Source organism: Micromonospora sp. WMMD1128, from assembly GCF_027497235.1.
In the GTDB taxonomy this organism is placed as follows: Bacteria; Actinomycetota; Actinomycetes; order Mycobacteriales; family Micromonosporaceae; genus Micromonospora.
This window is the reverse complement of record NZ_CP114902.1, coordinates 2,857,533-2,883,018: the sequence shown is the minus strand read 5'-3', so window position 1 is coordinate 2,883,018 and position 25,486 is coordinate 2,857,533. Positions and strand designations below refer to the sequence as shown.

Annotated in this window: 24 protein-coding genes and 1 pseudogene; 16 read left to right on the top strand and 9 right to left on the bottom strand. The window is 73.6% G+C overall.

What is annotated here, in order from left to right; genetic code table 11:
• Positions 1–50 precede the first annotated feature (50 nt).
• Both O7602_RS13180 and O7602_RS13175 read left to right on the top strand, forming a co-directional pair.
• Positions 51–470, top strand: coding sequence for a hypothetical protein (locus O7602_RS13180; protein WP_281589197.1), 420 nt, complete (start codon positions 51–53; stop codon positions 468–470).
• A gap of 31 nt (positions 471–501) precedes the next feature.
• Complete coding sequence (locus O7602_RS13175; RefSeq protein WP_281589195.1) at positions 502–858, top strand: hypothetical protein; 357 nt, start codon at positions 502–504, stop codon at positions 856–858.
• Positions 859–925: 67 nt separating this feature from the next.
• On the opposite strand, the gene O7602_RS13170 is transcribed toward O7602_RS13175, so the two are convergent.
• Positions 926–2,704: a hypothetical protein gene (locus O7602_RS13170; RefSeq protein ID WP_281589193.1), complete on the bottom strand. Its 1,779-nt coding sequence runs from the start codon at positions 2,702–2,704 to the stop codon at positions 926–928.
• Between the two features lie 164 nt (positions 2,705–2,868).
• Between O7602_RS13170 and O7602_RS13165 the strand changes: the two genes are divergently transcribed.
• The 6 genes from O7602_RS13165 to O7602_RS13140 all read left to right on the top strand — a co-directional run bounded on the left by O7602_RS13165 (position 2,869) and on the right by O7602_RS13140 (position 10,841).
• A complete protein-coding gene (locus O7602_RS13165; RefSeq protein ID WP_281589192.1) occupies positions 2,869–4,002 on the top strand; it encodes an N-acetylmuramoyl-L-alanine amidase in 1,134 nt (377 codons plus the stop codon).
• Positions 4,003–4,246: 244 nt separating this feature from the next.
• Entirely contained in the window at positions 4,247–7,432 is a 3,186-nt protein-coding gene (locus O7602_RS13160) for a penicillin acylase family protein (RefSeq protein ID WP_281589191.1), read from the top strand.
• Between the two features lie 165 nt (positions 7,433–7,597).
• Positions 7,598–8,530 (top strand): hypothetical protein, encoded by a 933-nt coding sequence (locus O7602_RS13155; RefSeq protein ID WP_281589189.1) that lies wholly within the window; start codon positions 7,598–7,600, stop codon positions 8,528–8,530.
• Complete coding sequence (locus tag O7602_RS13150; RefSeq protein ID WP_281589187.1) at positions 8,527–8,988, top strand: ABA4-like family protein; 462 nt, start codon at positions 8,527–8,529, stop codon at positions 8,986–8,988. Before O7602_RS13155 ends, O7602_RS13150 begins: the two co-directional genes overlap by 4 nt.
• A 9-nt stretch (positions 8,989–8,997) precedes the next feature.
• Entirely contained in the window at positions 8,998–10,218 is a 1,221-nt protein-coding gene (locus O7602_RS13145; protein WP_281589186.1) for a histidine kinase, read from the top strand.
• The gene (locus tag O7602_RS13140) at positions 10,215–10,841 is read left to right on the top strand and encodes a response regulator transcription factor (RefSeq protein ID WP_281589185.1); all 627 of its coding nucleotides are present in this window, start codon (positions 10,215–10,217) and stop codon (positions 10,839–10,841) included. Before O7602_RS13145 ends, O7602_RS13140 begins: the two co-directional genes overlap by 4 nt.
• A 16-nt stretch (positions 10,842–10,857) precedes the next feature.
• On the opposite strand, the gene O7602_RS13135 is transcribed toward O7602_RS13140, so the two are convergent.
• On the bottom strand, positions 10,858–11,610 hold the full coding sequence (locus O7602_RS13135) for a dienelactone hydrolase family protein (protein ID WP_281589184.1): 753 nt from the start codon (positions 11,608–11,610) through the stop codon (positions 10,858–10,860).
• Positions 11,611–11,874: 264 nt separating this feature from the next.
• Between O7602_RS13135 and O7602_RS13130 the strand changes: the two genes are divergently transcribed.
• Both O7602_RS13130 and O7602_RS13125 read left to right on the top strand, forming a co-directional pair.
• Positions 11,875–12,039 carry a hypothetical protein gene (locus O7602_RS13130; RefSeq protein ID WP_281589182.1) on the top strand — a complete coding sequence of 55 codons (165 nt, stop codon included), beginning with the start codon at positions 11,875–11,877 and terminating at the stop codon, positions 12,037–12,039.
• Positions 12,036–12,296, top strand: coding sequence for a hypothetical protein (locus O7602_RS13125; protein WP_281589180.1), 261 nt, complete (start codon positions 12,036–12,038; stop codon positions 12,294–12,296). The genes O7602_RS13130 and O7602_RS13125 overlap by 4 nt, the downstream gene beginning before the upstream one ends.
• A 96-nt stretch (positions 12,297–12,392) precedes the next feature.
• Here O7602_RS13125 and O7602_RS13120 read toward each other — a convergent pair whose 3' ends face one another.
• On the bottom strand, positions 12,393–12,986 hold the full coding sequence (locus tag O7602_RS13120) for a TetR family transcriptional regulator C-terminal domain-containing protein (RefSeq protein WP_281589178.1): 594 nt from the start codon (positions 12,984–12,986) through the stop codon (positions 12,393–12,395).
• A 74-nt stretch (positions 12,987–13,060) separates the two neighbouring features.
• Here O7602_RS13120 and O7602_RS13115 point away from each other — a divergent pair, with 74 nt between their 5' ends.
• Complete coding sequence (locus O7602_RS13115) at positions 13,061–13,600, top strand: hypothetical protein (protein WP_281589176.1); 540 nt, start codon at positions 13,061–13,063, stop codon at positions 13,598–13,600.
• A gap of 5 nt (positions 13,601–13,605) precedes the next feature.
• Here the strand turns inward: O7602_RS13115 and O7602_RS13110 are convergent.
• Positions 13,606–13,785, bottom strand: a pseudogene (locus O7602_RS13110) (Sir2 family NAD-dependent protein deacetylase); the annotation flags it as partial.
• Between the two features lie 34 nt (positions 13,786–13,819).
• On the bottom strand, positions 13,820–14,107 hold the full coding sequence (locus O7602_RS13105; RefSeq protein WP_281589174.1) for a DUF1905 domain-containing protein: 288 nt from the start codon (positions 14,105–14,107) through the stop codon (positions 13,820–13,822).
• Between the two features lie 98 nt (positions 14,108–14,205).
• Here O7602_RS13105 and O7602_RS13100 point away from each other — a divergent pair, with 98 nt between their 5' ends.
• Together O7602_RS13100 and O7602_RS13095 are read left to right on the top strand one after the other, a co-directional pair.
• Positions 14,206–15,489, top strand: coding sequence for a histidine kinase (locus tag O7602_RS13100; RefSeq protein WP_281589172.1), 1,284 nt, complete (start codon positions 14,206–14,208; stop codon positions 15,487–15,489).
• Entirely contained in the window at positions 15,477–16,145 is a 669-nt protein-coding gene (locus O7602_RS13095; RefSeq protein ID WP_281589169.1) for a response regulator transcription factor, read from the top strand. The genes O7602_RS13100 and O7602_RS13095 overlap by 13 nt, the downstream gene beginning before the upstream one ends.
• 4 nt (positions 16,146–16,149) lie before the next feature.
• Here the strand turns inward: O7602_RS13095 and O7602_RS13090 are convergent, their stop codons facing one another.
• Together O7602_RS13090 and O7602_RS13085 are read right to left on the bottom strand one after the other, a co-directional pair.
• Entirely contained in the window at positions 16,150–16,455 is a 306-nt protein-coding gene (locus O7602_RS13090; protein ID WP_281589168.1) for a DUF1330 domain-containing protein, read from the bottom strand.
• Positions 16,456–16,509: 54 nt separating this feature from the next.
• Positions 16,510–17,334: a S1 family peptidase gene (locus O7602_RS13085; RefSeq protein ID WP_281589167.1), complete on the bottom strand. Its 825-nt coding sequence runs from the start codon at positions 17,332–17,334 to the stop codon at positions 16,510–16,512.
• A 427-nt stretch (positions 17,335–17,761) separates the two neighbouring features.
• Between O7602_RS13085 and O7602_RS13080 the strand changes: the two genes are divergently transcribed.
• Positions 17,762–19,204 (top strand): endo-1,4-beta-xylanase, encoded by a 1,443-nt coding sequence (locus O7602_RS13080; protein ID WP_281589165.1) that lies wholly within the window; start codon positions 17,762–17,764, stop codon positions 19,202–19,204.
• Positions 19,205–19,299: 95 nt separating this feature from the next.
• Here the strand turns inward: O7602_RS13080 and O7602_RS13075 are convergent, their stop codons facing one another.
• Positions 19,300–20,874: a Na+/H+ antiporter gene (locus O7602_RS13075; RefSeq protein ID WP_281589163.1), complete on the bottom strand. Its 1,575-nt coding sequence runs from the start codon at positions 20,872–20,874 to the stop codon at positions 19,300–19,302.
• Between the two features lie 75 nt (positions 20,875–20,949).
• A complete protein-coding gene (locus O7602_RS13070; RefSeq protein ID WP_281589161.1) occupies positions 20,950–21,570 on the bottom strand; it encodes an L-threonylcarbamoyladenylate synthase in 621 nt (206 codons plus the stop codon).
• 96 nt (positions 21,571–21,666) lie between these two features.
• Here O7602_RS13070 and O7602_RS13065 point away from each other — a divergent pair, with 96 nt between their 5' ends.
• Both O7602_RS13065 and O7602_RS13060 read left to right on the top strand, forming a co-directional pair.
• Positions 21,667–21,999: a hypothetical protein gene (locus tag O7602_RS13065; RefSeq protein WP_281589160.1), complete on the top strand. Its 333-nt coding sequence runs from the start codon at positions 21,667–21,669 to the stop codon at positions 21,997–21,999.
• Between the two features lie 508 nt (positions 22,000–22,507).
• A complete protein-coding gene (locus O7602_RS13060) occupies positions 22,508–25,480 on the top strand; it encodes a glycosyl hydrolase (protein ID WP_281589158.1) in 2,973 nt (990 codons plus the stop codon).
• Positions 25,481–25,486 lie beyond the last annotated feature (6 nt).

Genomic DNA, 25,486 nt, shown 5'->3' with positions numbered 1-25,486 from the left:
GTCGAAGGCGCGCCGGCGACAACGCCGGTGCCCGACGAGAAAGGTGGACGGTGGAATCGATGGATACGACCAGACGCAAGAAGCGGGGTGGTGCCTGTGCTGTCGCCCTCGCCACCCTCACTGCCATCACCGGATCCAGCGTCGTCACTCTGGTGGGGGCGCGGCCGGCCGAAGCCGCCGCCGGGGACGTCAGCTACGTTCTCGACCACACGAACGTACGCGTATGCGGATCAGTACGGCAGATCCAATGCCCCGACGGGGCTGGCGCCAATGGCGTCATGGGCTCGGTCGTGGGCAACCAGTGGGACAGGACCTGGTGTTGGCGCGACGGCGAGTGGGCGGGTGAACCATCCACAAACCGCTGGTTCAAGGTGACCGCAGATACGACGGCCGGCTCGAAGACGGGCTGGGTCAGCGCCGCGCAGGTGCCCATTCAGGCATTCGTGCCGTGGTGCTCAAGCTGGAAGTGACCCTGTTCCATCGATCGAAAGGCGCAATCTGATGAACAGCGGTCACCTCAGACGCGGTTCGTGGCGCGCGAGCGCCGGTCTTGTCTCCACCGTCGTGGCGCTGACGCTGACGACAACGCCCGCCTCGGCGGCGGGCCCGTTTGTCTTCAACAACAACGGCTCCGCCGTCATCGCGGGTTGCCACGCCGCCTCGGGGTGCGTTCCTGGTTCCACGCTCACCCTGAACAACAATCAGCCGGTGGGGATGACCTGCTGGTTCGACGGCGTGGAAGCCACCGGCAACTACAAGAGCAGCAGGTGGTTCCAGATCGGCGCGGTGCCCTACCGGTACCAGTGGATCGTCCACTCCTCTTACGTGTACAACCAGGCCAGCGTCGGCCACTGCTGATCGGCCAGGCGGCGCGGGATGTCACGGGTGTAACCCACACCCGTGACATCCCATTCACGCCGTTTGGTCAGAAGCGGCGCACGCGGGGCGGGGCCTGGCGCAGCAGCCACAGCGGGTTGCTCGCGGCAACGATGCTGCCGTCACGATCGCGGATCTGGGTGCGTACGTAAGCGCCGGCGCCCACCCGCACCGGCAGGTCGTGCCAGCCCTGGCGCAACTGCCGCCACGGCACGTGTCCGGTCCGGATCGCCGGGTTCGGGTCCGCGGCGCCGGCCATGTCGACCTCTCCGGTGACCACCTCCAGGGTGGCCCCGGCCGGCAGGTCGGTGGCGCGCAGCCGGACGGTGGCGGTGTCGTCGGTGACGGCGGGTTGTGCGCCCATGGCACTGTGGCCACCGAGTTCCAGGTCCAGCGCGCCCCGGTAGCGGGCCAGGTCGGCGAAGTACGCCTGCCCGGCGCGGAGCGCGGCGAGCAGGTCGTCGCGGTCGGTCGAGGCGGCCCAGACGGAGGTGACGTACCGGTCCCGGCCGGCCCGCCAGTCGGTGCCGTCGTGGTCGTCGGTCACCCCCACCGCGGTCAGCGGGAGGGCGTTGCGGGCCGCCACGTCGTACGCCCAGAGGTGGTCCTCGACAGGCGTCCGTCCGATCTCGATCAGGTCGACGCCGAGCGCGCGCCGGGTGACCAGCAGCCGGGCCAGCGCGTCGCGCCGCTCGACGTCGAGCGGATGGTTCCAGCAGACCACGCCGCCGTGAGCGTGCAGGAACTCGACCATCCGTTCGGTGGCGTCGACGTCGTTGTCCCGGTACGGCGGGGACGGGAAGGGCGGCAGGGTGCCGTCTCCGCCGAACCAGTTGAGGTGCCGCACCATCGACACCTCGTACGCCCGGTGGTGGGTGACGCCCGGGTACGCCCCGGCGTAGCCGCGCAGCACCTCGGCGCGCATCTCATCGCCGGCCTGCCCGGCCCGCCGGGCGCGGTCGAAGACCAGCCGGTCGACCAGGTACGCGCCCCGCGCGCCGCCGGTCACGGTCACGCCGAGGCGCAGCCCGCGCAGCGAGTTGTCGCCGGCCACCACGTCGGGCCAGAGCCGCCGGACGTCGGCGAGCAGTGCGAACGTGTGCCGCCGCCAGGCGCCGGCCGGGGCGGGGAGGTCGACGGTGCCGTGCCGGCCGTCGACGGTGTGCCGGACGGTGTCGGCCGCGCCGAGGCGGTAGCGCAGCACGAGTTGGCCGGCGGGGCGGTCGGGTCCGGCCGGGTGGTGGGACAACGCGATCTCGACGGTGAGCGTGACGTGCGGGCCGGTCGCCTCGGGTCGCACGTCGAGGTGCAGCGTGGTGTCGGAGATGTTCCCGGTGTGCGTCCAGTTCCAGGCTTTGCCCGCGTACCAGTGGGTGCCGGCGCCGGCGGCGGTGAGGCGCAGCGCGCGGCCGGGGCCGTCGGGCGCGTCCGGCGCGGCCACGAAGTCGGCGGCCGAGTCGCTGAGCCGCCCCTCGGTGGTCGGGCGCCAGGTCCAGGCCAGACCGCCCTCCAGTTCCTCCGGGCCGTCGAAGTGCACGACGCGGCGGTGGTCGTGGGCGGCGACCCGGAAGTCGTGGTCGGTCCACCAGAGCACGTCGACGGCGTTGCGCCGGGCCTGGTCGAGGTGGGCGGCGTAGCTGGCGACGCCCTCGCTGAACGAGGCGTGCAGGTGCATGGCCATGCTGATCGGCCGACGCGCGCGTGCCGCCGGCTGCGGGCGGTCGCGGGTGGCGGCCAGCCCGAGCGGTACGCCGACCCCGGCGACCGCCAGCCCGCCGACCGCGGCCAGCACGCTACGCCGGTCCAGTCGCGCCCGACCGCCCCTCATGCCCGCTCCCCTCCCCCGCGCGGCACCAGCGTACGGCCGGATCGGCGGGTGCGGTATTTGTCCTCTGGCGCTCGCGGGGGCGATGGCAATATTCTTCGGCTCGCGTGCCGAAACTGGAGTTCCTTTACATCGCTCGGCCTCGGTCGGGCCATCGAGGAGATGCCATGCACTTCGATCATTCCGAGCTGGACCGCCGTACGCTGCTACGGGCCGGACTCGGCGCCGCCGCGGTCGCCGTCGTCGGGAGCGAGCTCGCGCTGCCGGCCGCCGCGCAGGCCGCCCCGGGCGCGGACCTGGACTGGATCATCGGCTGCGACGGGTGGGCCGCCCGTCCGCCGTCCGGTCCGCTGTCGGTCAGCGCCACCCCGACCAACAAGATCATCGTGCACCACATGGCGTTCCCCAACGTCACCGACTACTCGAAGGAGCACGCCGAGCAGCTCGCCCGCGACTGCCAGGACCTGCACATGGACGGCAACGGCTGGTCGGACACCGGGCAGCACTTCACGGTGAGCCGGGGCGGTCACGTCCTGGAGGGACGGCACGGCAGCCTGGAGCGGCTGCGGGCCGGCGACCGGCAGATGATCGCCGCGCACTGCCCGGGCGAGAACGGCCGGGCCATCGGCATCGAGAACGAGGGCACCTACGTCACCGAGACGCCGCCGGAGGAGCTGCTCGACGGCCTCACCCGGCTGTGCGTCGCGATCTGCCGGCAGTACGGGCTGCACGCGCACGACATCTTCGGCCACTGGGACTTTCGCGAGACCCAGTGCCCGGGGGCGATGTTCTACCGCGAGTTCCCGGCGCTGCGGCGGGCGGTGTTCCGCACGCTCGGCACCCGCCTGGGCGACGTGCCGGCGCGGCGCTGGCCGGACATCTGGCGCTTCGTCGGCGGCCCGACGGTCCGGGTGGCGCAGTACCTGCTCAGCTTCCGCGGCTACGCGGTGCCGGTCACCGGCGTCTTCGACGCGACCACCGTCGCGGCGGTGCAGGACTGGCAGGCCCGCAACGGCATCCCGGTCGACGTCGACGCCACCCTGACGGCGCCGACGTGGGAGACCCTCGCGCCGGAGCTCAGCCAGCGCGACAGCGGCGTCCCGGTGACCGCCGCGCAGTTCATGCTCGCGTCCAAGGGCTACGCCGAGGTCACCCCGAGCGGCGAGTACGACCACGCGACCCGCAGCGCGGTGAAGGATCTGCAACGCCTGCACGGGCTGCCGCCGACCGGCAAGGTCAGCACCACCACGTGGTGCGCGCTGGTCGGGGGTGTGGTGCGCCAGTCGTTCCGCAGGCGCTGACGGTGGGGGTGGCGACGGGGCCACCCCCGGCGTCACGTCCACGGGCGGCGGGGCGGGCGAAACGTCGGCATTGGCGGGTGGTGAACGACGGCTATCCGGGGCGACGGTCCGCCGCCGATCATTGCCCGGAGATAGATATGAGTCATTCTCACCTCCGGGTGGAACGCCCGGGCGCGGAGGGCGAGACGTCGGCACGGCAGCCGGGCGCACCGAAGGCCCGACTCCGCGTCCCCGGAGGATCGCCATGCCCCGTCCCCCACTCCGCGCCCGGCTCGCGGCACTCACCGCCGCCGCCCTGACCGCGAGCGTCCTGACCGTCACCCCGCCGTCACCGGCGCTCGCGGCCACCACGTTCGCCGCCAACGACTACTGCCTCGGCCAGTGCGCCGACATCCTGCCCCCGGGCCAGAACGGCAACGCCACGCTCGTCGCCATCCTGGCCCACCAGGCGCTCGGCACCCGTCCGGCGCACTCCAGCGACCAGCTCGACGAGTACGCGAACCTGGTCTACAACTACGCCGGGCTGACCGACGAGCAGATCGCCCAGTTCTACAACGACTCCTCGTTCGGCGTCCCCGCCGGGCAGGTCGAGAGCACCGTCTCGCCGCGCTCCGACGTCACCATCGTGCGGGACAAGGCCACCGGCGTACCGCACGTCACCGGCACCACCCGTGGCGGCACCATGTTCGGCGCCGGCTACGCCGGGGCGCAGGACCGCCTCTGGGTGATGGACCTGCTGCGGCACGTCGGGCGCGGCAACGTCAGCTCGTTCGCCGGCGGCGCCCCCGGCAACCGGGAGCTGGAGCAGAGCGTCTGGGCCAACTCGCCCTACACCGAGGCGGACCTCCAGGCCCAGGTGGACGCGCTGCGCACCCGGGGCGCCCGGGGCCAGCAGCTCTACACCGACGTCGTCGACTACATCGCCGGCATCAACGCCTACATCGACAAGTCCATCGCCGACGACAACTACCCCGGTGAGTACGTGCTCGCCGGCGCCGGCAAGCCGAAGCACTTCACCATGACCGACCTGATCGCCACCGCCGGCGTGATCGGCGGCCTGTTCGGCGGCGGCGGGGGCAGCGAGATCCAGTCCGCGCTGGTCCGGGTCGCCGCCCGAGCCAAGTACGGCACAGGCGAGGGCGACCGGGTGTGGGCGGCGTTCCGCTCCCAGAACGACCCGGAGACCGTGCTCACCCTGCACGACGGGCAGAGCTTCCCGTACGGGGCGACGCCGCCCGGCGCGACGAGCGTGGTGCTCCCCGACGCCGGCACCGTGACCGCCGAGCCCCTCGCCTACGACAAGCGCGGCGGAGCCACCGCCCGCACCGGTGCCAGCACCACCACCAAGGACCTGCTCGGCGGGCTGTCCAACCTGCGCAAACACGGCATGTCCAACGCCGTGGTGGTCTCCGGCCGGCACACCACCACCGGCAACCCGGTCGCCGTGTTCGGGCCGCAGACCGGCTACTTCGCCCCGCAACTGCTCATGCTCCAGGAGTTGCAGGGGCCGGGGATCAGCGCGCGCGGCGCCGCGTTCGCCGGACTCAACCTCTACGTGCTGCTCGGCCGCGGCCAGGACTACGCGTGGAGCGCCACCTCGGCCTCCCAGGACCTGACCGACACGTACGCGGTGCCGCTGTGCACCACCGACGGCAGCGCGCCGACGCTGGGCAGCAACCGCTACCTCTACCACGGCCAGTGCCTCGCGATGGAGGCGCTGGAGCAGCGCAACTCCTGGTCGCCGACGCTCGCCGACTCCACCCCGGCCGGCTCGTACACGCTGCGCGCGCTGCGCACGAAGTACGGCCTGGTCTCCCACCGGGGGCTGGTGAACGGGCAACCGACTGCGTTCACCAAGCTGCGGTCCACCTACCGGCACGAGGCCGACTCGGCGATCGGCTTCCAGGCGTTCAACGACCCGGCGGCGATGGGCAGCGCAGCGGCGTTCCAGGCGTCCGCGGCAAGCGTCGGGTACGCGTTCAACTGGTTCTACGTCAACTCGACCGAGGCGGCGTACTTCAACTCCGGCGCGAACCCGGTCCGGTCGTCGGTCACCGACCCGAACCTGCCGGCGAAGGCCGAGCCGGCGTACGAGTGGGCCGGCTGGAACCCGGACACCAACGACGCCAGCTACGCCCCGGCGTCGGCGCACCCGCAGTCGGTGAACCAGGACTACTACGTCAGTTGGAACAACAAGCAGGCGCGGGACTTCGGGGCGGCCGACGGCAACTTCAGCTTCGGCTCCGTACACCGGGGTCAGTTGCTCGACGGGCCGGTGCGCGCGGCGATCGCCCAGCGCAAGCTGGGCCGGGCCGACGTCGTCAAGATCATGGCGGACGCGGCGGTGACCGACCTGCGCGGCCAGCAGGTCCTTCCCGACCTGCTGCGGGTGCTGGACAGCGCGCCGGTCACCGACCCGGCGCTGGCCGACGCAATCGGCAAGCTGCGCGCCTGGCAGCAGGCCGGCACCCGGCGGGTGGAGACCTCGCCCGGGTCCAAGGTCTACCAGCACGCCGACGCCATCCGGATCTTCGACGCCTGGTGGCCGCTGCTGGCCTCGGCGGAGTTCCGCCCCGGGCTCGGCCCCGACCTGTACGCCGCGCTGGTCGACGCCATCGAGGTGAACGAGGCGCCGTCGGGCGGGCAGAACGGCGGTCGCGACGGCGCGGTCAGTTGGGCGCTCCAGGGTCAGGCGCACAAGGGCTCGTCGTTCCAGCATGGCTGGTGGGGCTACGTCGACAAGGACGTGCGCGCCGTGCTCGGCGACCCGGTGGCCGGCGGGCTCGGGCGCGCGTACTGCGGCAACGGCGACCTCGGCGCCTGCCGCACGGCGCTGCTCGGTGCGCTCGGCCAGGCCGCCGCCGCGCCGGCCAGCACGGTCTACCCGGGCGACAAGTCCTGCTCCGCCGGTGACCAGTGGTGCGCCGACTCGATCGCCCAGTCCGGCCTCGGCGGCATCACCCACCCGCTGATCGCCTGGCAGAACCGCCCCACCTACCAGCAGGTCGTCTCATTCCCGGCCCGCCGGGGCGACGACGTCACCAACCTGGCCCAGGGACGCCCGGCGAGCGCGTCGAGCACCCAGTTCCTGACCGGCTACACGCCGGACAAGGCGGTCGACGGCAGCCTGTCCAGCCGGTGGGCCAGCAGCTACAACGACAACCAGTGGCTGCGGGTCGATCTCGGCGCGGCCCGCACCGTGGGCCGGGCGGTGCTGCGCTGGGAGTCCGCGTACGCCACGTCGTACCGGATCGAGGTCTCCGGCGACGGCAGCTCCTGGACGCCGGTGTTCGCCACCACCACCGGCAACGGCGGCGTCGACAACGCCACCTTCGCCCCGGTCACCGCCCGCTACGTGCGGGTGTACGGGGTCAAGCGGGCCACCTCGTACGGCTTCTCACTCTACGAGTTCGAGGTCTACGGACGGTGACACCGGCGGTCGGCCGGCGGGGAGCCACCCGCCGGCCGGTCGCTGTCCCGGCGGGCCGGGAGCGTCCCCTCCTCCCCGGGTAGGAGACGCCCGTCGGACCGGTGGCCGCGACCGCGGCTCCCGGTCGGGCGCGCACGGCCGGGCCGGTCACGAGCATCTACAGGCATGACAACCGTGTGGAACCGGGCGGCCGGATGGCACCGCCCCCTGATGCTCCTCGTGTCCGCGATGGCGGTGCTCACCGTCGTCGCCGCGGTCGGCGTCGTCGCCGACCCCCGGGTGCTCACCGGCGCGCCCGCCTGGCTCAAGCCGTTGAAGTTCGCGCTCTCGTTCGTGCTCTACGGCGTCACCCTGGCCTGGATGCTCTCGCTGCTGCCGAGGCGCAGCCGGCTCGCCGAACGGGCCGCCACCGTGATCGTGGCCGTGGCGGTGGTGGAGATGGTGGCCATCGTCGTCCAGGTGGTCCGCGGCACCACAAGCCACTTCAACGGCACCACCACGTTGAACGCGGCGCTGTTCGACATCATGGGCGCGGCGATCATGGTGCTCTTCCTGGCCCAGGCCGTGCTCGCGGTCGCGCTGCTGCGGCGGCCCACGCCGGACCGGGCCGGCGGGTACGCGGTCCGGCTCGGCCTCGGGGTGTCGCTGCTCGGCATGCTCGTCGCGGTCCCGATGGTGATGCAACGTCCAGCCGGCGCGCCGGCCGGGATCAACGGGGCGCACAGCGTCGGCGTGCCGGACGGCGGCCCGGGCCTGCCGCTGGTCGGCTGGAGCACCACCGGCGGCGACCTGCGCGTCGGGCACTTCGTCGGGCTGCACGCGTTGCAGGCGTTGCCCCTGCTGGCGATCCTGCTCGACCGCTTCGTCGGCGCCCGGCTGGACGCGCTGACCCGGGCCCGGCTGGTGCTCGTCGGCGGCGTCGCGTACGCCGCGCTCACACTGCTGCTCACCTGGCAGGCGTTGCGCGGGCAGCCGCTGTCACGCCCGGACGGGCTCACCCTGACCGTGGCGGCGGCACTGGCGCTCACCACCGCGGCGGCCACCGGGCTGGTCCTGGCCCGCCGGTCCCGGCGTACCCCGGTGGTGCTGGTCGGATGAGCGGCACGCTGTTCGGCCTGACGTTCGCCCTCGCCGCGCCGTTCTGGGCGCTGATGATCCTGGCGCCCCGCTGGTCGTGGACCGCGCGGGTGGTCGGCTCGCCGCTGATCGTGGCGCCGGTCCTGCTTGTCTACGCGCTCCTGGTGCTGCCGGCGCTCGGCGCGGTGCTGCCGGTGGTCACCGCGCCCACGCTCGACGGTCTGCGGGACCTGCTCGGCACCGCCGACGGCGCGGCGGCGGCCTGGGCCCACATGATCGGCTTCGACCTGTTCGTCGGGCGGTGGATCTGGTCCGACGCCCGGGAGCGGGGCATCCCGGCCCTGCTCACCGCGCCGGTGCTGGTGCTCACCATCCTGCTGGGCCCGCTCGGCCTGGCCGTCCACCTCGCGCTCCGGGCCGGGTGGCGGCGGACGCGCGGCGGGACCGACGCGGTGGCCCCGGCCGCGCCGGTTGCCTAGGCTGGCGCGGTGAGCTGGGTGGGGCGGCTGTTCGACGCGCGCGACACGCTCGCGCGGATGCTGCTGCTCGACCTCAGCGGCGTCGGCTACCTGGTCGTCGGCGTGCACGGCCGGCCCGGGCCCACCGCGACGCAGTGGGCGTTCGCGCTCGCCGCGTTCGCGGTGGCTCTGCTGTGCCACCGCCGGCCGCTGCTGAACCTGCTGCTCCAGTGCGCCCTGCTGGTGGCGGCCCTACCGCTCGTCGACGACTCGCTGATCAACCAGGTCGGCGCGAGCTGGGCGCTGCTGGAGCTGACCATGCGGGCCACCCGGCCCCGGACGTTCTGGCTGGCGGCCGGGCTGCTGGCCGCGATCGACGTGAGCGACCTGGTCGGCGACCCGGTCCGGAAGGTGCTCACCGGCGTGTTCGGGCTGGCCGTCACCGTCGGCCTGCCGGTGCTGCTCGGCCTGGTCGTCCGGACCACCCGGGAGTTGGGCCGGCAGGCCGAGGAACGGGCGGCGGCGGAGCAGCGGCGGCGGGAGTCGGAGAGCCGGGCCGCGCGCGCCGACGAGCGCAGCGCCATCGCCCGCGAGTTGCACGACGTGCTCGCCCACCACGTCGCGTCGATGGTGCTGCGGGTCGGGGTGGCCCGGCACGTGCTGCCCGACCTCGATCCCCGGGTCGGTGCGGTCTTCGACGACGTGCACGGCACCGGCACGGCGGCGCTGGCCGACCTGCGCCGGCTGGTCGCGGTCCTCCGCCAGCCGGACGGCGTACGCGACGACGCCGCGCTGACCGCGATCGAGCCGTCGGCGCTGCCGGCGGCGCTCGGCGCGACGGTGGACCGGGCCCGGCAGGCCGGGATCACCGTGGAGGCCGACGTGGACCCGGCGGTCGGCACGCTTGACGCGGTACGCGGCCAGGCGGTGCTGCGGCTGACCCAGGAGGCGTTGACGAACGTGGCGAAACACGCGGGCGCGGCGGCCCGGGCCCGGTTGACCGTGTCCGTGGTGGACGGCGCGGTGCATTGGGCGGTCGCGGACGACGGGCGGGGCGCGGCGCCGGCCGTGGTGCCCGCCGGCGGCGGGCACGGCATCGTCGGGATGCGGGAGCGGGTCGAGGTGCTCGGTGGCCGGCTGGAGGCCGGTCCGACCGGCGACGGCTGGCGGGTGCGGACGGTGCTGCCGGCGGGGAACGGGGCGGACCGGCCCGCTCCCCGGTCCGGCCCGGCCGCGCCGGAGCCGGCGTGATCCGCGTGCTGCTGGTCGACGACCAGCACCTCATCCGGGCCGGGCTGCGGATGCTCTGCGACGCCCAACCCGACCTGGAGGTCGTCGGCGAGGCCGACAACGGCCGCGACGCGGTCGCCCTGGCCGCCCGGCTGCGGCCGGACGTGGTGGTGATGGACCTGCGGATGCCCGGGGTGGACGGGATCACCGCGACCAGCCGGATCCTCGCCGACCGGCCGGCCACCCGGGTCATGGTGCTCACCACGTTCGGCGACGACGACCACCTCTATCCGGCCCTGACCGCCGGCGCCTGCGGCTTCCTGCTCAAGGACGCGCCCCCGGCCGAGCTGCTCGACGGCATCCGCCGGGCCGCCACCGGGGACAGCCCGTTCAGCCCGGAGGTGCTGCGCCGGCTGGTCCAGCGGGCGGTGCACGCCCGGGCCGGCGCGCCCCGGCGGGCCGCCGAGTTGACCGCCCGCGAGCGGGACGTGCTCGACCTGGTCGCCGAAGGGCTGTCCAACACCGAGATCGGCGACCGGCTGCACATCGGCGTGACCACGGTGAAGACCCACATCACCAGCCTGATGGCCAAGACCGGCAGCCCCAACCGGGTACGCCTGGCGTTGTGGGCCCGCGGCGGCTGAGGCGGCAGGTGCCGGGTCAGCCCCGGAAGGTGCGGTCGAGCAGATCGAACAGCGCGGCCCAGTGCCGCTCGGTGGCCCGCTCGTCGTACATCGGGGTGTCCGCCTGGGTGTAGCCGTGGCGGGCGCCCGCATACACCTCGGAGCGGTAGGTGACGCCGGCGGCGTCGAGCGCCTTCTCCAGGACGGCGATCTGGTCGGCGGTCATCGACCCGTCCTGGTCGGCGTGGCCGAAGTAGAGCTCGCCGGTCACCGCGCCGACGCCCCGGTGCGGGCTGTCCGGCGCGTCGGTGACCACGTGCCCGGCGTGGAAGGCGGCCACCGCGGCGATCCGGTCCGGAAGGGCCTCGATCGCCCGCAACGCGTTGGTGCCGCCCATGCAGTAGCCGGTGATCGCGGCCGGACCGGGCGCGACACCCGGCTGGGCGGCCAGGAAGTCGAGGTAGGCAGCGGTGTCCCGGGCCACCGCGTCCGGCGTCAGCGCGGCCATCATCGGCCCGACCCGCCCGAACAGTTCGGCGCGCCGGCTCTCGTCGGCCAGGGCGGACATGTCGACCGGCTGGGTGGGACCGGCACGGTGGAACAGGTTGGGCGCCAGCACGACGTACCCGCGGTCGGCGATCGTCGCGGCCATCTCGGCCAGCCGGGGCCGCAGCCCGAACGCGTCCATGAACAGCAGGACGCCCGGGAACGGGCCGCCGGAGTCCGGCCGGGCCAGGTAGGCGTCCGCCGTCCCGTCGGGGGTGGGTACGTCCACGATCGTCGGCTGCACTCTCCGGACCTCCTCGCTGCGGGTTTCCGCGACGCACGCTACTCCCGGCCGCACCGGGCGGCACCTCGGGCCTTCCGGCCCGGCCGCCCCTGCGGCATCCGTGGTCGATGGGAGGGGTACGACCGATGCCCGCCCTCGGTGACCTGTTCACCGACCTGCGCGGCGACGATCGGCCCCTGAGCCACGCCGTCGCGCGCGGCGGGCGGTCCGTTTGCCCGGCTCGAGCGCGGGAATCCCGCTGGCCCGGCAGAGGGAGGCGGCGAGATGGACCAGGACCAGTTCATCGGCGCGGTGGCCACGCGCTGCGGGGTGTCCGCGGAGCAGGCCGCCATGGTCACCCGGGGCACGCTGGCCCTGCGGATCGACGGCGGGGAGGCGCGCGACCTGGTCGACCGGAGCGCGCCGACCGGACGGCGGGCGGCGCGATGAGCGAGGACGCGCTGCGCCGCCCGCCGGAGGCCGACGCGCAGGAACAGCGGCAGGACGAGACGGTCGTCGGCCCGACCGAGCGGGTGGCGGACGCCGTGCCCGAGGCGGCCGACGCGGACCTGGCCGAGCAGGGCGTGCTGCGCCCGCCGAGCGACCGCGCCGGCTTGGGCGAGTCGGTCCGCGACGACCTGACCCCGGCCGACGCGGTGGAGCAGAACCAGGAGATCCCGCTGCCCGACGAGGAACACTGGATCTGACCGGTCAGCAGGGTCCCCTGTTCCCGAAGCGGCCACCGCCCGCCCGGGCATGCGCGTCCAGGTTGCCCTCGATGGTCCGGCGCAGCGCGTCGAGGATCACCTTGTCGTCGGGCTCGGGCCGGCGAGTTGGTCGAGGTGCGCGGCGAGCAGGTCACGCAGCCGTTGCGGTGGCATCCGGTCGGGGTGCAGCAGCGCGTGCAGGGTGAGGCCGTCGAGCAGGGCGTGCAGGCGGGCGGACGCGGCGTCGTCGGCCGGTTGTTCGCCGGTGAGCCGGGCCACGGCGATCTCGGCGGCGCGGCGGATGCCGTCGTCGGCCTCGGCCATCCGTTCCCGGGCCGCCGGGTCGACCTGGGCCCGGGCGGCGAGCAGCAGCCACACCTCGGCCTCCCGGACACGTTGCCGGTCCAACGGCAGCAACTCCTCCAGCATCCGCTGGACGACGTCGCGGGCGGCGCCGGTCCGGTATTGGGCGGTGAGCCGCTCGGCCGCCTTGACCATCACGTGTTCCATCGCGAAGACCAGCAGCTCGGTCTGGGTGGCGAAGTAGTGCCGCAGGGCACTGGGCGACCAGCCGGCCTCGGCGGCGACGCTGCGCACCGTGGCCGCGCCGACTCCCTCGCGGTAGACCACCCGCCACATCGCCTCGGCCAGCTCCGCGCGGCGGGCGTCGTGGTCGACGATCTTGGGCACGGAGCCCTCCCGGGGCTGGTGGACGGCGATTGCTAGGGTTGTTATCGCACAGCGTACTAAAACGGGGAGGTCGAATGCTCATCGGAGTCATCGTCGCGTGCGAGGTGGCGTTCTGGCTGTTCCTGGCCGCCGGGCTGATCGCCAGGTATCCGCTGCGCCGGCCCCGCCTCGGCGCCGCGCTGCTGCTCGCCGTGCCCGCCGTCGACCTCGTCCTGCTGGCCGCCACGATCATCGACCTGCGCCGCGGCGGCACCGCCACGTTCGCCCACGGCCTCGCCGCCGCCTACCTCGGCTTCTCGGTCGCGTTCGGGCATAGCATGGTGCGCTGGGCCGACGAGCGGTTCGCGCACCGCTTCGCCGGCGGACCGCCGCCGCGCCGCGCGCCGCGCTACGGATGGGCCCGGGCCCGGCACGAGTGGCGGGAGTGGGGCAAGGGCATGCTCGGCTGGGCGGTCGCCTGCGCGGTGCTGCTCGGCGGCATCGCCCTGGTCGGCGACGCGGAGCGGACCGAGGAGCTGTGGGCGTGGACCGCCCGGCTCACCCTGGCCATGGCGGCCTGGCTGGTGTTCTGGCCGGTGGCCTACACCGTCTTCCCGAAGCGGGCGCCGCGGTAGCTGAGGCTCGCCGGGTGGGCGCAGGCCGAACAGCGGGGCGCGAACAGGCTGCCGTGCAGCCGCACCGCGGAGGCGACACCACCCCGCTCGTGCAGGTCGTCGACGTTCTGCGTGATCACGACGGTGCCGGGAAGGCGGGCCTGGATCGCGGCCACCGCCCGGTGTCCCGGGTTCGGCTCGCGGCGAGCAGTCGGCCCGCCTGGGCCAGGTCGCCGGCGGTCACACGTCCACCGTCAGCCGGACGTCCACCAGGTCGCCCAGCTCGATCCCCTCCGCCCGGCGCGCCGCGACCCGCAGTGGCACCACGTAGCGCCCGTCCTTCGGCCACAGCGACGTGCGCCAGTCGGTGCCGCCGATCCGGACGCCCACCGGGATCATGCCCCAGCCGTAGGTGACCGACGCGGCGGCGGCCTCCAGCGCCGCGCACTGCTCGTCGGGCACGGTGACGAAGTGGTAGGGCGCCGGCCCCCGCCAGAACCACACCTCGCCGCTGAACGCCAGTTCCACCCGTTCAGGATAGGCACGTCCGGGGTAGGGCCAGGCCCACCCCGATGCGGGGCCTGGACGGCTGGGCCGGCCGGCTGCCGGCTGGCTAGCGTCGGGCCATGACTCAGCCGTCGCACCTGGCCGGGGCGTTACGCCACCGCCGGTACCCGCTCACCGCCTGGCCCTGGCGCGCCCTGGCGTACGCCGCGAGCACGCTCCCGGTCGTTGGCGTCCTGGCGGTCGCGTGGTCCGTGGTCGCCGCGCCGCTGCTGCTGGTGGCGAGCGCGCTGCGGCGGGGCCGGCCGGTCGACGTGCCGGTGCTGGCCGCGCTCGCCGTGCTGGCGCTGGCCGCGCTCGCGGTGGCCCCGCTGGCGAGCGCGCCGGTGGCCGCTCTCGAGCGGTGGCGGCTCCGCCTGGTCGACGACCGACCGCTGGCCGGCCCGCTCCGGCGCGGGCCGGCCGCCCGATGGGCCAGCGCCGCCGCCTGGCGGGAGGTCGCGTACGCCGCCTGGCTGGCCACCGCGGTGCCGCTGGCCTACGGGACGTTCGGCCTGCTCGTGCTGCTCGACGTCACGCTGGTCGCCGGGCCCTGGCTGACCGGTGACGGGGAACGGATCGTGTTGATCTGGGCCACGGTCGACTCGCCGGCCGGAGCGGTCCCGTACGCCGTCGCCGGCGTGCTCGCCGCGCCTGCCCTGGTCTACCTGGCCGGCCTGCTGGTCGTCGGGCAGGCGACGGTCGCCCGGTGGCTGCTCGACGGCGCGCCCGACGCCGTGGCGCTGCGCGAGGTGACCCGTTCCCGGGCCCGCCTGATGGGCGCGTACGAGGCGGAGCGCCGCCGCATCGAGCGGGACGTGCACGACGGGGCTCAGCCACGCCTGACCAGCCTCAGCCTCCAGCTCGGGCTGGCCCGCCTGGACGTGCCGGACGGGTCGCCGGCCGCGGGGCCGCTGGACGCGGCGCACGAGCAGGCCAAGGAGCTGATGGTGACGCTGCGCGGCATCGTTCAGGGCATCCGCCCGCGACAGCTCACCGAGCTGGGCCTGGCCGGCGCGGTCGGTGACCTGGCCGGCCGATCGGTGGTCCCGGTCACCGTGCACGCGGACCTGCCCCGCCCGGTGCCGGAGCTGGTCGAGACCACCGCCTGGTACGTGGTCTCCGAGGCGCTGGGAAACGTGGCCCGGCACGCGCACGCGAGGCACGCGGTGGTGCGGTTGACCCGGACCGACCGCCGGCTGGTGGTGGAGGTCGAGGACGACGGCCGGGGCGGCGCCGACCCGGCCCGGGGCACCGGCCTGACCGGGCTCGCCGACCGGGTGGGCGCGGTGGACGGCAGGTTGCTGCTGGCCAGCCCGCCCGGCGGGCCTACCCTCGTGCGGGTGGAGCTGCCGTGCCGTCCGTGACCCGGGTCGTCCTCGCCGAGGACGAGGTCCTGCTCCGGGAGGGCCTGGTCGGCCTGCTGACCCGGTTCGGCTTCGCGGTGGCCGCCGCGGTCGGTTCCGCCCCGGCGCTCGTGGCGGCTGTCCGCACGCACCGACCCGACCTGCTGGTGACCGACATCCGGATGCCGCCGGAGCATCGCGACGACGGCCTGCGCGCGGCGGTCGCGCTGCGCGCGGAACGGCCGGACCTCGCCGTGGTCGTGCTCAGCCAGCACGTGCAGAGCGGGTACGCGGCGGCGCTGCTGGACAGCGGCGACGGCCGGCGGGTCGGGTACCTGCTCAAGGACCGGGTCGCCGACGTCGCCGAGTTCGCCGACACGCTGCGCCGGGTGACCGCCGGCGGCACGGCCGTCGACCCGGACGTGGTGCGGCACCTGCTGCGCCGCCCGCGCGACCCGCTCGACGCGCTGTCGCGCCGCGAGCGGGAGGTGCTGGGCCTGGTCGCCGAGGGGCACTCCAACGGCGCGATCGCGGGCCGGCTGCACGTCACCGAGGCGGCGGTAGGGAAGCACGTCGGCAACATCCTGGCCAAGCTGGACCTGCCGCCGGACGACGACACCAACCGCCGGGTGCTGGCCGTGCTCGCCTACCTGCGCGCCGGTGGCCGAGCGCGGTGAGCGGTCAGGCCGGCCAGGCGTGGCCGATGCCGTCGAGCAGCAGGACCACCCCCTCGGTCGCCGCCTCCCGGTCCCGGGAGATCTCCCGGTATTCCGGCGAGGTGGACCAGCGCTCGAAGTCCTCCCGGCGGTCGAAGGACACCAGGACCACCTTGTCGTGCGGCCAGTCGCCCTCCACCACCCGGGGGGCGGGGTCGGCGACGAGCAGCCGGCCGCCGTGCCGGGCCAGCACCGGCAGGAAGGCGGCGACGTACGTGTCGTAGCGCGCCCGGTCGTGAACGGTGAGCTGCGCGAGGGCGTAGACGGTCACCGCGTCAGGCTAGCGAGCCGCCGGCGTCCGTGGCCTCCGCCCTCGGGCCGGCGGTCACGGGATGCTCAGGCCGTACGCGGCGAGGATCTGCAGGATCGGCTGGTAGTAGCTGGTGCCGCCGCTGGCGCAGGTGCCGCTGCCACCGGAGAGGATCCCGAGGACGGTGCCGGTGGCGGCCACGTAGAGCGGCCCGCCGCTGTCCCCCGGCTCGGCGCAGATGTTGGTGCGGATCAGGCCGGTGACGCGGCCCTCGGCGTAGTTGACGGTCTGGTTCAAGCCGGTGACCACCCCGCACCGCACGCCCGTGGTGGCGCCGCTGCGGCAGACCGCCTGCCCGACGTAGGCGCTGCCGGCGCCGGAGATCGTCACCTGGCCGGGGTAGGTGTACACCGCGCTGGGGTGCGCCACCGCGCCGGTGTAGCGGACCAGCCCGTAGTCGTTGCCGGGGAAGCTGCTGCCGGTACGGCTGCCCAGCACGCTGGTGCGGGCGCTGTCGGCGTACCAGGTGGCGCCGAGGTTCGTGCAGTGCCCGGCGGTGACGAAGTACCAGGTGCTGCCGCTGCGCGCGTTGACGCCGAGCGAGCACCGCCCACCGCCGCCGTAGATCGCCTGGCCGCCGGCGATGAGCGTGCGCAGCCGGCCCGGCTCGTGCCGCAGAACCGCGCCGGAGCGGGTGGCGGCCCGGCGCAACGCGGCCAGCTCCGGTCCGCGTACCGTGTCGTCGACGGTGACGGTCAGGCGGCCGGTGGCCGGGTCGGGCCCCCAGGCGGTGCCGGCGGTGCGCAGCTCGGTGAGTGGGGCGGCGCCGGCCCGGGCCGCGGCGGGGGTGGCCGCGAGCAGGGCGGCGAGGACGAGGACGACGAGCGACGGTCGGCGCATCCGGAGGACCTCTTCCATCGTTTGGTGTCGATGTAGGGACAGGATCGCGCCTCGGGCCCCCGCGTTCAAGCGCCGGCGTCGTCCGGTCGCGGACAGCGGGCCGGGCGACCCGGCCCGGAAGGTCGCGTGCCGCCGAAACTTCCGGACCCGGAGCGCCGGGCCGGGCACCGCCCACCGACCGCCCCCGGCCGGCGCGTTCGACGCCTCGACCGCCGCGCCCCGCCGGGGAATCGACATATCGAGAGCGTTAAGTTTTCGGAACGGTTCCGGTAGGCTCGGGGCACAGATTCACGTCGATCAACCCACGGTGCCGGGGAGTCGTCTCCCCGGCCGGCGCGGCCTCCGGGCGGCCGCGCCCGAGCCGACACCGTGACGGGCGGTGGTCGACGTGGACGATCCTATTCACCAGGCTAGGAGAGGTTCTCAGATGGACAAGGTGCTCGCCCGCGACAGCGGGAGCGGGACAGCCCGGTCACGCCCGCGTGCCGCGGTGGTATCAGCGCTGGCCGGGGCCGCGGCGGTCGCCGCGACGGTCGCGGTCGCGACAAGCGCCAGCGCCGGCACGACGCTCGGCGCCTCGGCGGCGGAACAGGGCCGCTACTTCGGCACCGCGGTGGCCGCGAACAAGCTGTCGGACGGCACGTACGTCGGCATCCTGAACCGCGAGTTCAACATGGTCACGCCCGAGAACGAGATGAAGTGGGACGCCACCGAGCCGTCCCAGAACCAGTTCAACTACAGCAGCTCCGACCGGATCGTCGCGCACGCCCAGGCCAACGGCATGCGGGTCCGCGGGCACGCGCTGGCCTGGCACCAGCAGCAGCCCGGCTGGGCGCAGAACATGTCGGGCACCGCGCTGCGCAACGCCATGATCAACCACATCACGCAGGTCGCCACCCACTTCAAGGGCAAGATCTACTCCTGGGACGTGGTGAACGAGGCGTTCGACGACGGCAACGGCGGCCGGCGCGACTCGAACCTCCAGCGCACCGGCAACGACTGGATCGAGGTCGCCTTCCGCACCGCCCGCGCCGCCGACCCGGGCGCCAAGCTCTGCTACAACGACTACAACACCGACAACTGGAGCTGGGCCAAGACGCAGGGCGTCTACAACATGGTCAAGGACTTCAAGGCCCGGGGGGTGCCGATCGACTGCGTCGGCTTCCAGTCGCACTTCAACAGCGGCTCGCCGTACCCGGGCAACTACCGCACCACCCTGCAGAGCTTCGCCGACCTCGGCGTCGACGTGCAGATCACCGAGCTGGACATCGAGGGCTCGGGCAGCAGCCAGGCCACCGCGTACGGCAACGTGGTGAAGGACTGCCTGGCCGTGGCGCGCTGCAACGGCATCACGGTCTGGGGCATCCGGGACAGCGACTCCTGGCGGGCCAGCGGGACGCCGCTGCTCTTCGACGGCAACGGCAACAAGAAGGCCGCGTACACGTCGACGCTCAACGCGCTGAACGCCGGCGGCACCCCGCCGCCGACCAGCACCCCGCCTACGAGCACGCCGCCGACCAGCGCACCCCCCACCACCACGCCGCCCACCTCGGAGCCGCCGTCGACGCCCCCGCCGGCCGGCGCCTGCACCGCGACGCTCTCCACCAACCAGTGGCCGGGCGGCTTCGTCACCAACGTGCGGGTCACCGCCGGCGGCAGCCCGCTCAACGGCTGGTCGGTGTCGCTGACGGTGCCCTCCGGCTCGTCGGTCACCAACGCGTGGAGCGCGCAGACCAGCGGCTCCACCGGTCTGGTGACGTTCCGTAACGTCGACTACAACCGCCAGGTCGCCGCCGGTGGCAGCACCGAGTTCGGCTTCCAGGGCACCGGCACCGCCCCCTCCGGCACCGTGAGCTGCACGGCCGGCTGATCCCCCTCCCTTACCCCTGTTTCACGGAAAGAGTGGCTATCCGCGACCGGATAGCCACTCTTTCCGTGCATGAGGGCGCGGTGGGGATTGAGGGTTCAGTCCTCGGTCTCGGGGCCCAGCAGGCGGATCTCCTCGATGTCCGTGGCCGCCTGGAGTTCCCGCAGCACCGCGTCGTCGATCTGGTTGCTGTTGCGCAGCCGGGTGACCTCCCGACGCTTGCGGTCCAGCATCGCCAGCTGCAACCGGCGGGACAGCTCCCGCTCCCGCTCCGCCTCCTCGCTGCGCGGGTCGCGGACGTCCGCCAGGTGGTCCTGGTAGCCGGCGCGGAGCCGCTCCACCGTGTCCGGCGCGACGCCCAGGTCGGCGGCGACCCCCGGCAACGCCTCCAGCACCACCTCGGTGGCCCGGATCCGCGCCCGGCGCACCTCGTCGTCGCGTTGCCGGTCGCCGGTCAGGCCGGCCCAGCCGACGACGGCCGGCAGCGTGGTGCCCTGCACCACCATGATCAGCACGATCACCACCACGGTGACGAAGATGATCAGATCCCGCTCGTACACCCGGGTGCCGTCGTGCATGGTCACCGGCACGGCGAGCGCGGCGGCGAGCGAGACCGCGCCCCGGAAACCGGCCCAGCCGGCGGCGGTACGCATCCGCGCGTCGAAATGCGACGACCGCCGCGACTCCCGCCGGTCGACGCCCTGCAACACCGACACCGCCAGGTGCACCCACCCCAGCCGGGTGGCGACCACCACGAGCGCAACGAGCGCGGCGATGCCGAACGACGCCGCCGGCGAGTGGCTGGTGATGTTACGCAGCGAGCCGGGCACCTGCATGCCGAGCAGCACGAACAGACTGCCGTTGATCATGAAGGTGGACAGGTCCCAGAACGCGTACGCGGTGAGCCGCGACCGGGCCCGGATCACCCGCGGTCCCGCGTACGACACCAGCAGCCCGGAGACGACGACCGCGAGCACCCCGCTGGCGTGCACCGCGTCGGCGAGCAGGAACGCGACGAACGGGGTGAGGATGCTCAGCCCGCCCTCGCGCATCGGGTCGTCGACGTGCTTGCGGATCAGGATCACCAGCCCGCCGACGAGCAGCCCGGCGAGCACCCCACCCAACGACTTGCCGACGAACTGGCCGGCGAGCGCGAACGGACCGGGCACCTTCCCACCCGCGATCACACCGGCCGCCACCGCGAAGAGCACAAGCGCCGTACCGTCGTTGACCAGGCTCTCCGCGCGCAACGTGGTGAGGATGCCACGCGGCATCCGCTTGGCCAGGCCGGCGACGGCGGCGGCGTCGGTGGGCGCCAGGACCGCGCCGAGCACCCAGGCGGCGTGCGGTTCCACACCGAGGGCCAGGGTCACGTACGCGACCGCCACCATCGTGATGATCACCAGCGCGACGGCCAGCAGCACGATCACCGCGAGGTTGGCGCGGATCTCGCGGAGGCTGGTCACCAGGCTCTCCCGGTAGAGGATCGCCGGGAGGAACAGCACCAGCACCACCTCGGGTTCGAGGACCACGTTCTCGAACGGTGGCAGCAGGCCGAGCAGCGCGCCCATGGCGATGAGCAGCACCGGCGGCGCGACGCTGTACCGGCCGCCGATGGTGGTGCCGACGACCACGGTGACGCCGAGCACCGAGATCAGCACGAGTGCGTTCACGCCGTACCCCCGTCACGGTCCGCCGGATCCACCGTGCCGCACCCGACGGCCCGGTGGGGCGGAACGGGCCGATCCCTACTCGAAGCGGGAGGGGTCGCCGACACCGCGGCGCAGGATCTCCGGTTCCGGGCCGGACAGGTCGACCACGGTGGTGGGTTCGAGACCGCAGTCCCCGGCGTCGACCACGGCGTCGACCTGGTGGTCGAGCCGTTCCTTGATCTCCCAGCCCTGGGTCATCGGCTCCGGTTCACCCGGGAGCAGCAGGGTGCTCGAGAGCAGCGGCTCGCCCAACTCGGCAAGCAGCGCCTGGGTCACGGTGTGTTTCGGCACCCGTGCGCCGACCACCCGGCGCCGCGGGTCCTGGAGCCGGCGGGGCACCTCCGAGGTGGCCGGCAACAGGAACGTGTAGCTGCCCGGGATCACGGCCTTGACCTGCCGGAAGACCGCGTTGCTGAGCTTGACGAACTGGCCGAGCTGGGCGAAGTCGGCGCACACGAGCGTGAACGGGTGCCGCTGGTCGAGCCGCCGGATCTCCCGCATCCGCTCCACGCCGTCGCGGTTGCCGAGCCGGCAGCCGAGGGCATAGCACGAGTCGGTCGGGTAGACGATCACCCCGTCCGCCCGTAACAGGTCCACCACCTGCCGGATCACCCGCGGTTGGGGATTGTCCGGATGCAGGTCGTAATACCTCGCCACGCCGGCCAGCCTATGCCCGCTCCCGATCATCCGCAGGTTTGCCCGGGGCCGGTTCCGGAAACAGGTGGGGGCCGTTCACCACAGGGGGGATCGACCATGTCCGGAGTCAACACCGAGCGTGCCGAGGACCGTCCGGCGGAGGTGACCGACCCACTGCTGTGGGACCTGTCCGCCGCGGTCGCCGACGCGCACCAGCCCGACGCGACGCGGAGGTGCGCCAGCCCGAGCTGCGCCGGGGCGGCCTGGCCGTGCGCCGCCTGGGACACCGCCCAGGTCGGGCTGAGCGCCGCCCGCACGCCGAACACCGCCACCGCGCCGCCGCACACAGCGCCGCGCAGCGGGGCACGGCCCGCCGCCGACGGCGATGGTCCGGGCACCACGTCGGCGCCGGTGACCGGTGAGGACCGTCTCGTCGCCACCGCCGCCTGACAGTCTCGCTCGACCGCATCCTGATCGCGGTCCGGCCGCATCCCCGTCCGGCGCGCTTTCCGCGTCAGGGGTGATCGACAGGCGGATCAGGGTGCGCCCGGCGATGCCGGCCAACCTGACTAGGCGTACCCAACACCCATACCGTTCCACCCACCGCCAGCACCCACCACGGGTGGAACGCTACGGATGTCTCGCGGTGCGTTGACGCCAGCGGCTGCGGACGGACGGTTCGGCGGTGCGCGGGACGGTGCGCGGCGCGGGACGGGGTCGGCGAAACCAACTCGGCCGGGTGGGAGTGCGGTGGGAGTGCGCCGCAGAGCCGGTTTTTCCTGTTCGGGGGCGCTCTCAAGGCCCGGGAGGGCAGACGTCGCGACATGCAGAGAGCGCTCTCTCAGGCAACAAAACATTGACGCGCACGTAACCGGAACCTAATCTCGCTTCTCAAGAGAGCGCTCTCTCGACTGTCGGATCACCATCCGAACACCACCTTCTCCTGAAGGGGACCTCCATGACACTCCCCCTGTGGGACGTCTCCCCCGCCCGTCCGCGTCGGCTGCGGGCGACCGCCCTCGCCGCCGCATCCGTACTCGCCGCCGGCCTCCTCGGCGTCGTGGTCACCGGTGGTGGCACCGCCACCGCCGGCACCGTCGGCGCGGGCAGCTACACCGAGACGCTGCCGCCCGGCGCCGCGTTGCCCAAGGGCTGCGGCGCCGTCAGCACCAACCCAAGGATCTTCGCCACCTCGGACGCGCCGGCCGGCGCGATCCCCACGAACGACTGGTGGTCCTCGCTGATCTGGAAGCGCAACAACTGCGGGACCAGCGAGAACCTCCAGGCCCACCCGCTGGCGTTCCACGCCGAGAACAACGGGCTCGGGCTGTCCTACACCACCACGCCGGCGATCAGCGGCACCGCCACCGGAGTCGGCGAATACCACTACCCGTACACGGAGGACGTCCGGGTCGGGGTGGCCGGGCTGTCCGCGCCGGTGGTCAAGGCCGCCGACTGGACGGACTGGACGGTCACCGCCGACTGGAGCGACGGCAACCGGAGCATGCGGGCCACCATCGGCCACGGGCTGCCGTTCAGCTACTACACCGTCAGCGGTGGCGGGGCCGCGCAGCTCACCGCCGCCGCGACGCCCACCGTGTGGCGCAACTCCGGCGCCACCATCGGCTTCACGGTCCACGGCCACGACTACGTCGCGTACGCGCCGACCGGCGCGACCTGGACCGTCGACGGCGCGGGCATCAGTTCGACGCTTGCCGGTAAGGGCTACTTCTCGGTCGCCGTGCTGCCCGGCGGCGCGGACAAGGCCGCCCTGGCCGACACCTACGGCAGGTACGCCCACGCGCACGTCACCGGCACCCGGATGAGCTACGCGTACGACCCGGCGGCCGGCACGGTGCGCACCACCTACGCGTTCACCACCACGCCCCGGGAGGGAACCGAGTCCAAGACGGTGGTGGCGCTCTACCCGCACCAGTGGCGTAGCCTCACCGGCGCCACCCCGATCACCCCGACGTACGTCTCGGCGCGCGGTGCCATGCGGGTGCTCGCCGGCGTACCGTCGTTCACCACCTCGATGCGTTTCACCGGCGTGCTGCCGGAGGTGCCGGCCGTCGGTGACGCCACCGGCGCGGACCTGAACACCGTCACCGGCTACCTGAACGCCGAGCTGGCCAACCCGGAGGGGGTCAGCGGCACCGACACCTACTGGGCCGGCAAGGGGCTCGGCCGGGCCGCCCGGATCGCCGAGATCGCCGACCAGCTCGGGCTCACCGCCGTGCGAGACAAGGCCGTCACGGCCATGAAGGCCCGGCTCACCAACTGGCTCACCGCCGGCTCCGGCGAGACCGGCCAACTCTTCTACTACGACCGCAACTGGGGCACGCTCATCGGCTACCCCGCCTCGTACGGCTCCGACGAGGATCTCAACGACCACCACTTCCACTACGGCTACTTCGTCGCCGCGGCGGCCACGGTGGCCAAGTTCGACCCCGGCTGGGCCGACGACACCCGCTACGGCGGCATGGTCGACCTGCTCATCCGCGACGCCAACAACTACGACCGCGCCGACGAGCGCTTCCCCTACCTGCGGGACTTCGACATCTACGCCGGTCACGACTGGGCCTCCGGCCTGGCGCCGTTCTTCGCCGGCAACAACCAGGAGTCGTCCTCCGAGGGGATGAACTTCGCCAACGCGCTGATCCAGTGGGGCCAGGCCACCGGCGACACCGCCGTCCGCGACGCCGGCGTCTACCTGTGGACCACCCAGTCCGCGGCCATCTCGGAATACTGGTTCGACGTGCACGACGAGAACTTCCCGGCCACCTTCGGGCACAAGACCGTCGGCATGGTGTGGGGCGACGGCGGGTCGTACTCGACCTGGTTCTCCGCGGCCCCCGAGATGATCCAGGGCATCAACATGCTGCCGATCACCGGCGGTCACCTCTACCTGGGCGAATATCCCGACTACGTCAAGGCCAACTACGCCGAGCTGGTCGCCAACAAGGGCGGCCCGCCGACGGTGTGGCAGGACATCCTCTGGGAGTTCCTGGCCCTCGGCGACGGCGACCAGGCGTTGCGCAACTTCCGGGCCAACAGCGGCTTCACGAGCGAGGAGGGCGAGAGCAAGGCGCACACGTTCCACTGGATCCGGAACCTCGCCGCCCTCGGCACGGTGGACACCTCGGTCACCGCCAACCACCCGCTGGCCAAGGTGTTCCGCAAGGGCACCGCGCGCACGTACGTGGCGTCGAACATCACCGCCGCGCCGCTGACCGTCACGTTCTCCGACGGCACCACGCTCGCCGTGCCCGCCGGGAAGACCGCCACCTCCGGGGCGTACACCTGGAGCGGTGGCAGCGCGACCGGCGGCGTGGCGGTGCCGACCGGTCCCCCGCCGACCTCGACGCCGACCCCGACCCCGACCACGCCCAGCCCGACGCCGACCACGCCCAGCCCGACGCCGACCAGCCCGAGTCCCGACCCGAGCACCCCGGCGCCGCTGAACCCGACCCGCTACCTGCGTTCCGGCGGGGAGCTGGGCGCCACCGCCGGCCCGGCCGGCACGGTCACGGTGACCGCCGCCAACGGCAACCACGACGGCACGCCGACCAACCCGCAGGTGTTCACCGCCACCGGGCTGACCGGTACGTACACCGGCGGGAACACCGCCTTCGACCTGGGCGTCGACGCGGGTGTCGTGGTCGGCAACGGCGTCCAGGCCCGGGTGTCGTACGACCTGACCGGCGACGGCAGCTTCGACCGGGTGGAGACCTACCGGTACTTCGCCACCGACCCGATCGTCGGGATGGAACGCTACCGGCAGACCCAGGGCCTGGCCTCGGCCACCGGCACGCTCGGCGACCTGGCCGGCGGCACGGTGAAGGTCGAGCTGTGGAACGCCATCGGCAACGCCGCCACCACGGTCGGCACCGGCGACGGCTCCACCGTCACCCTGCCGTACACCGGGTGACCGGTG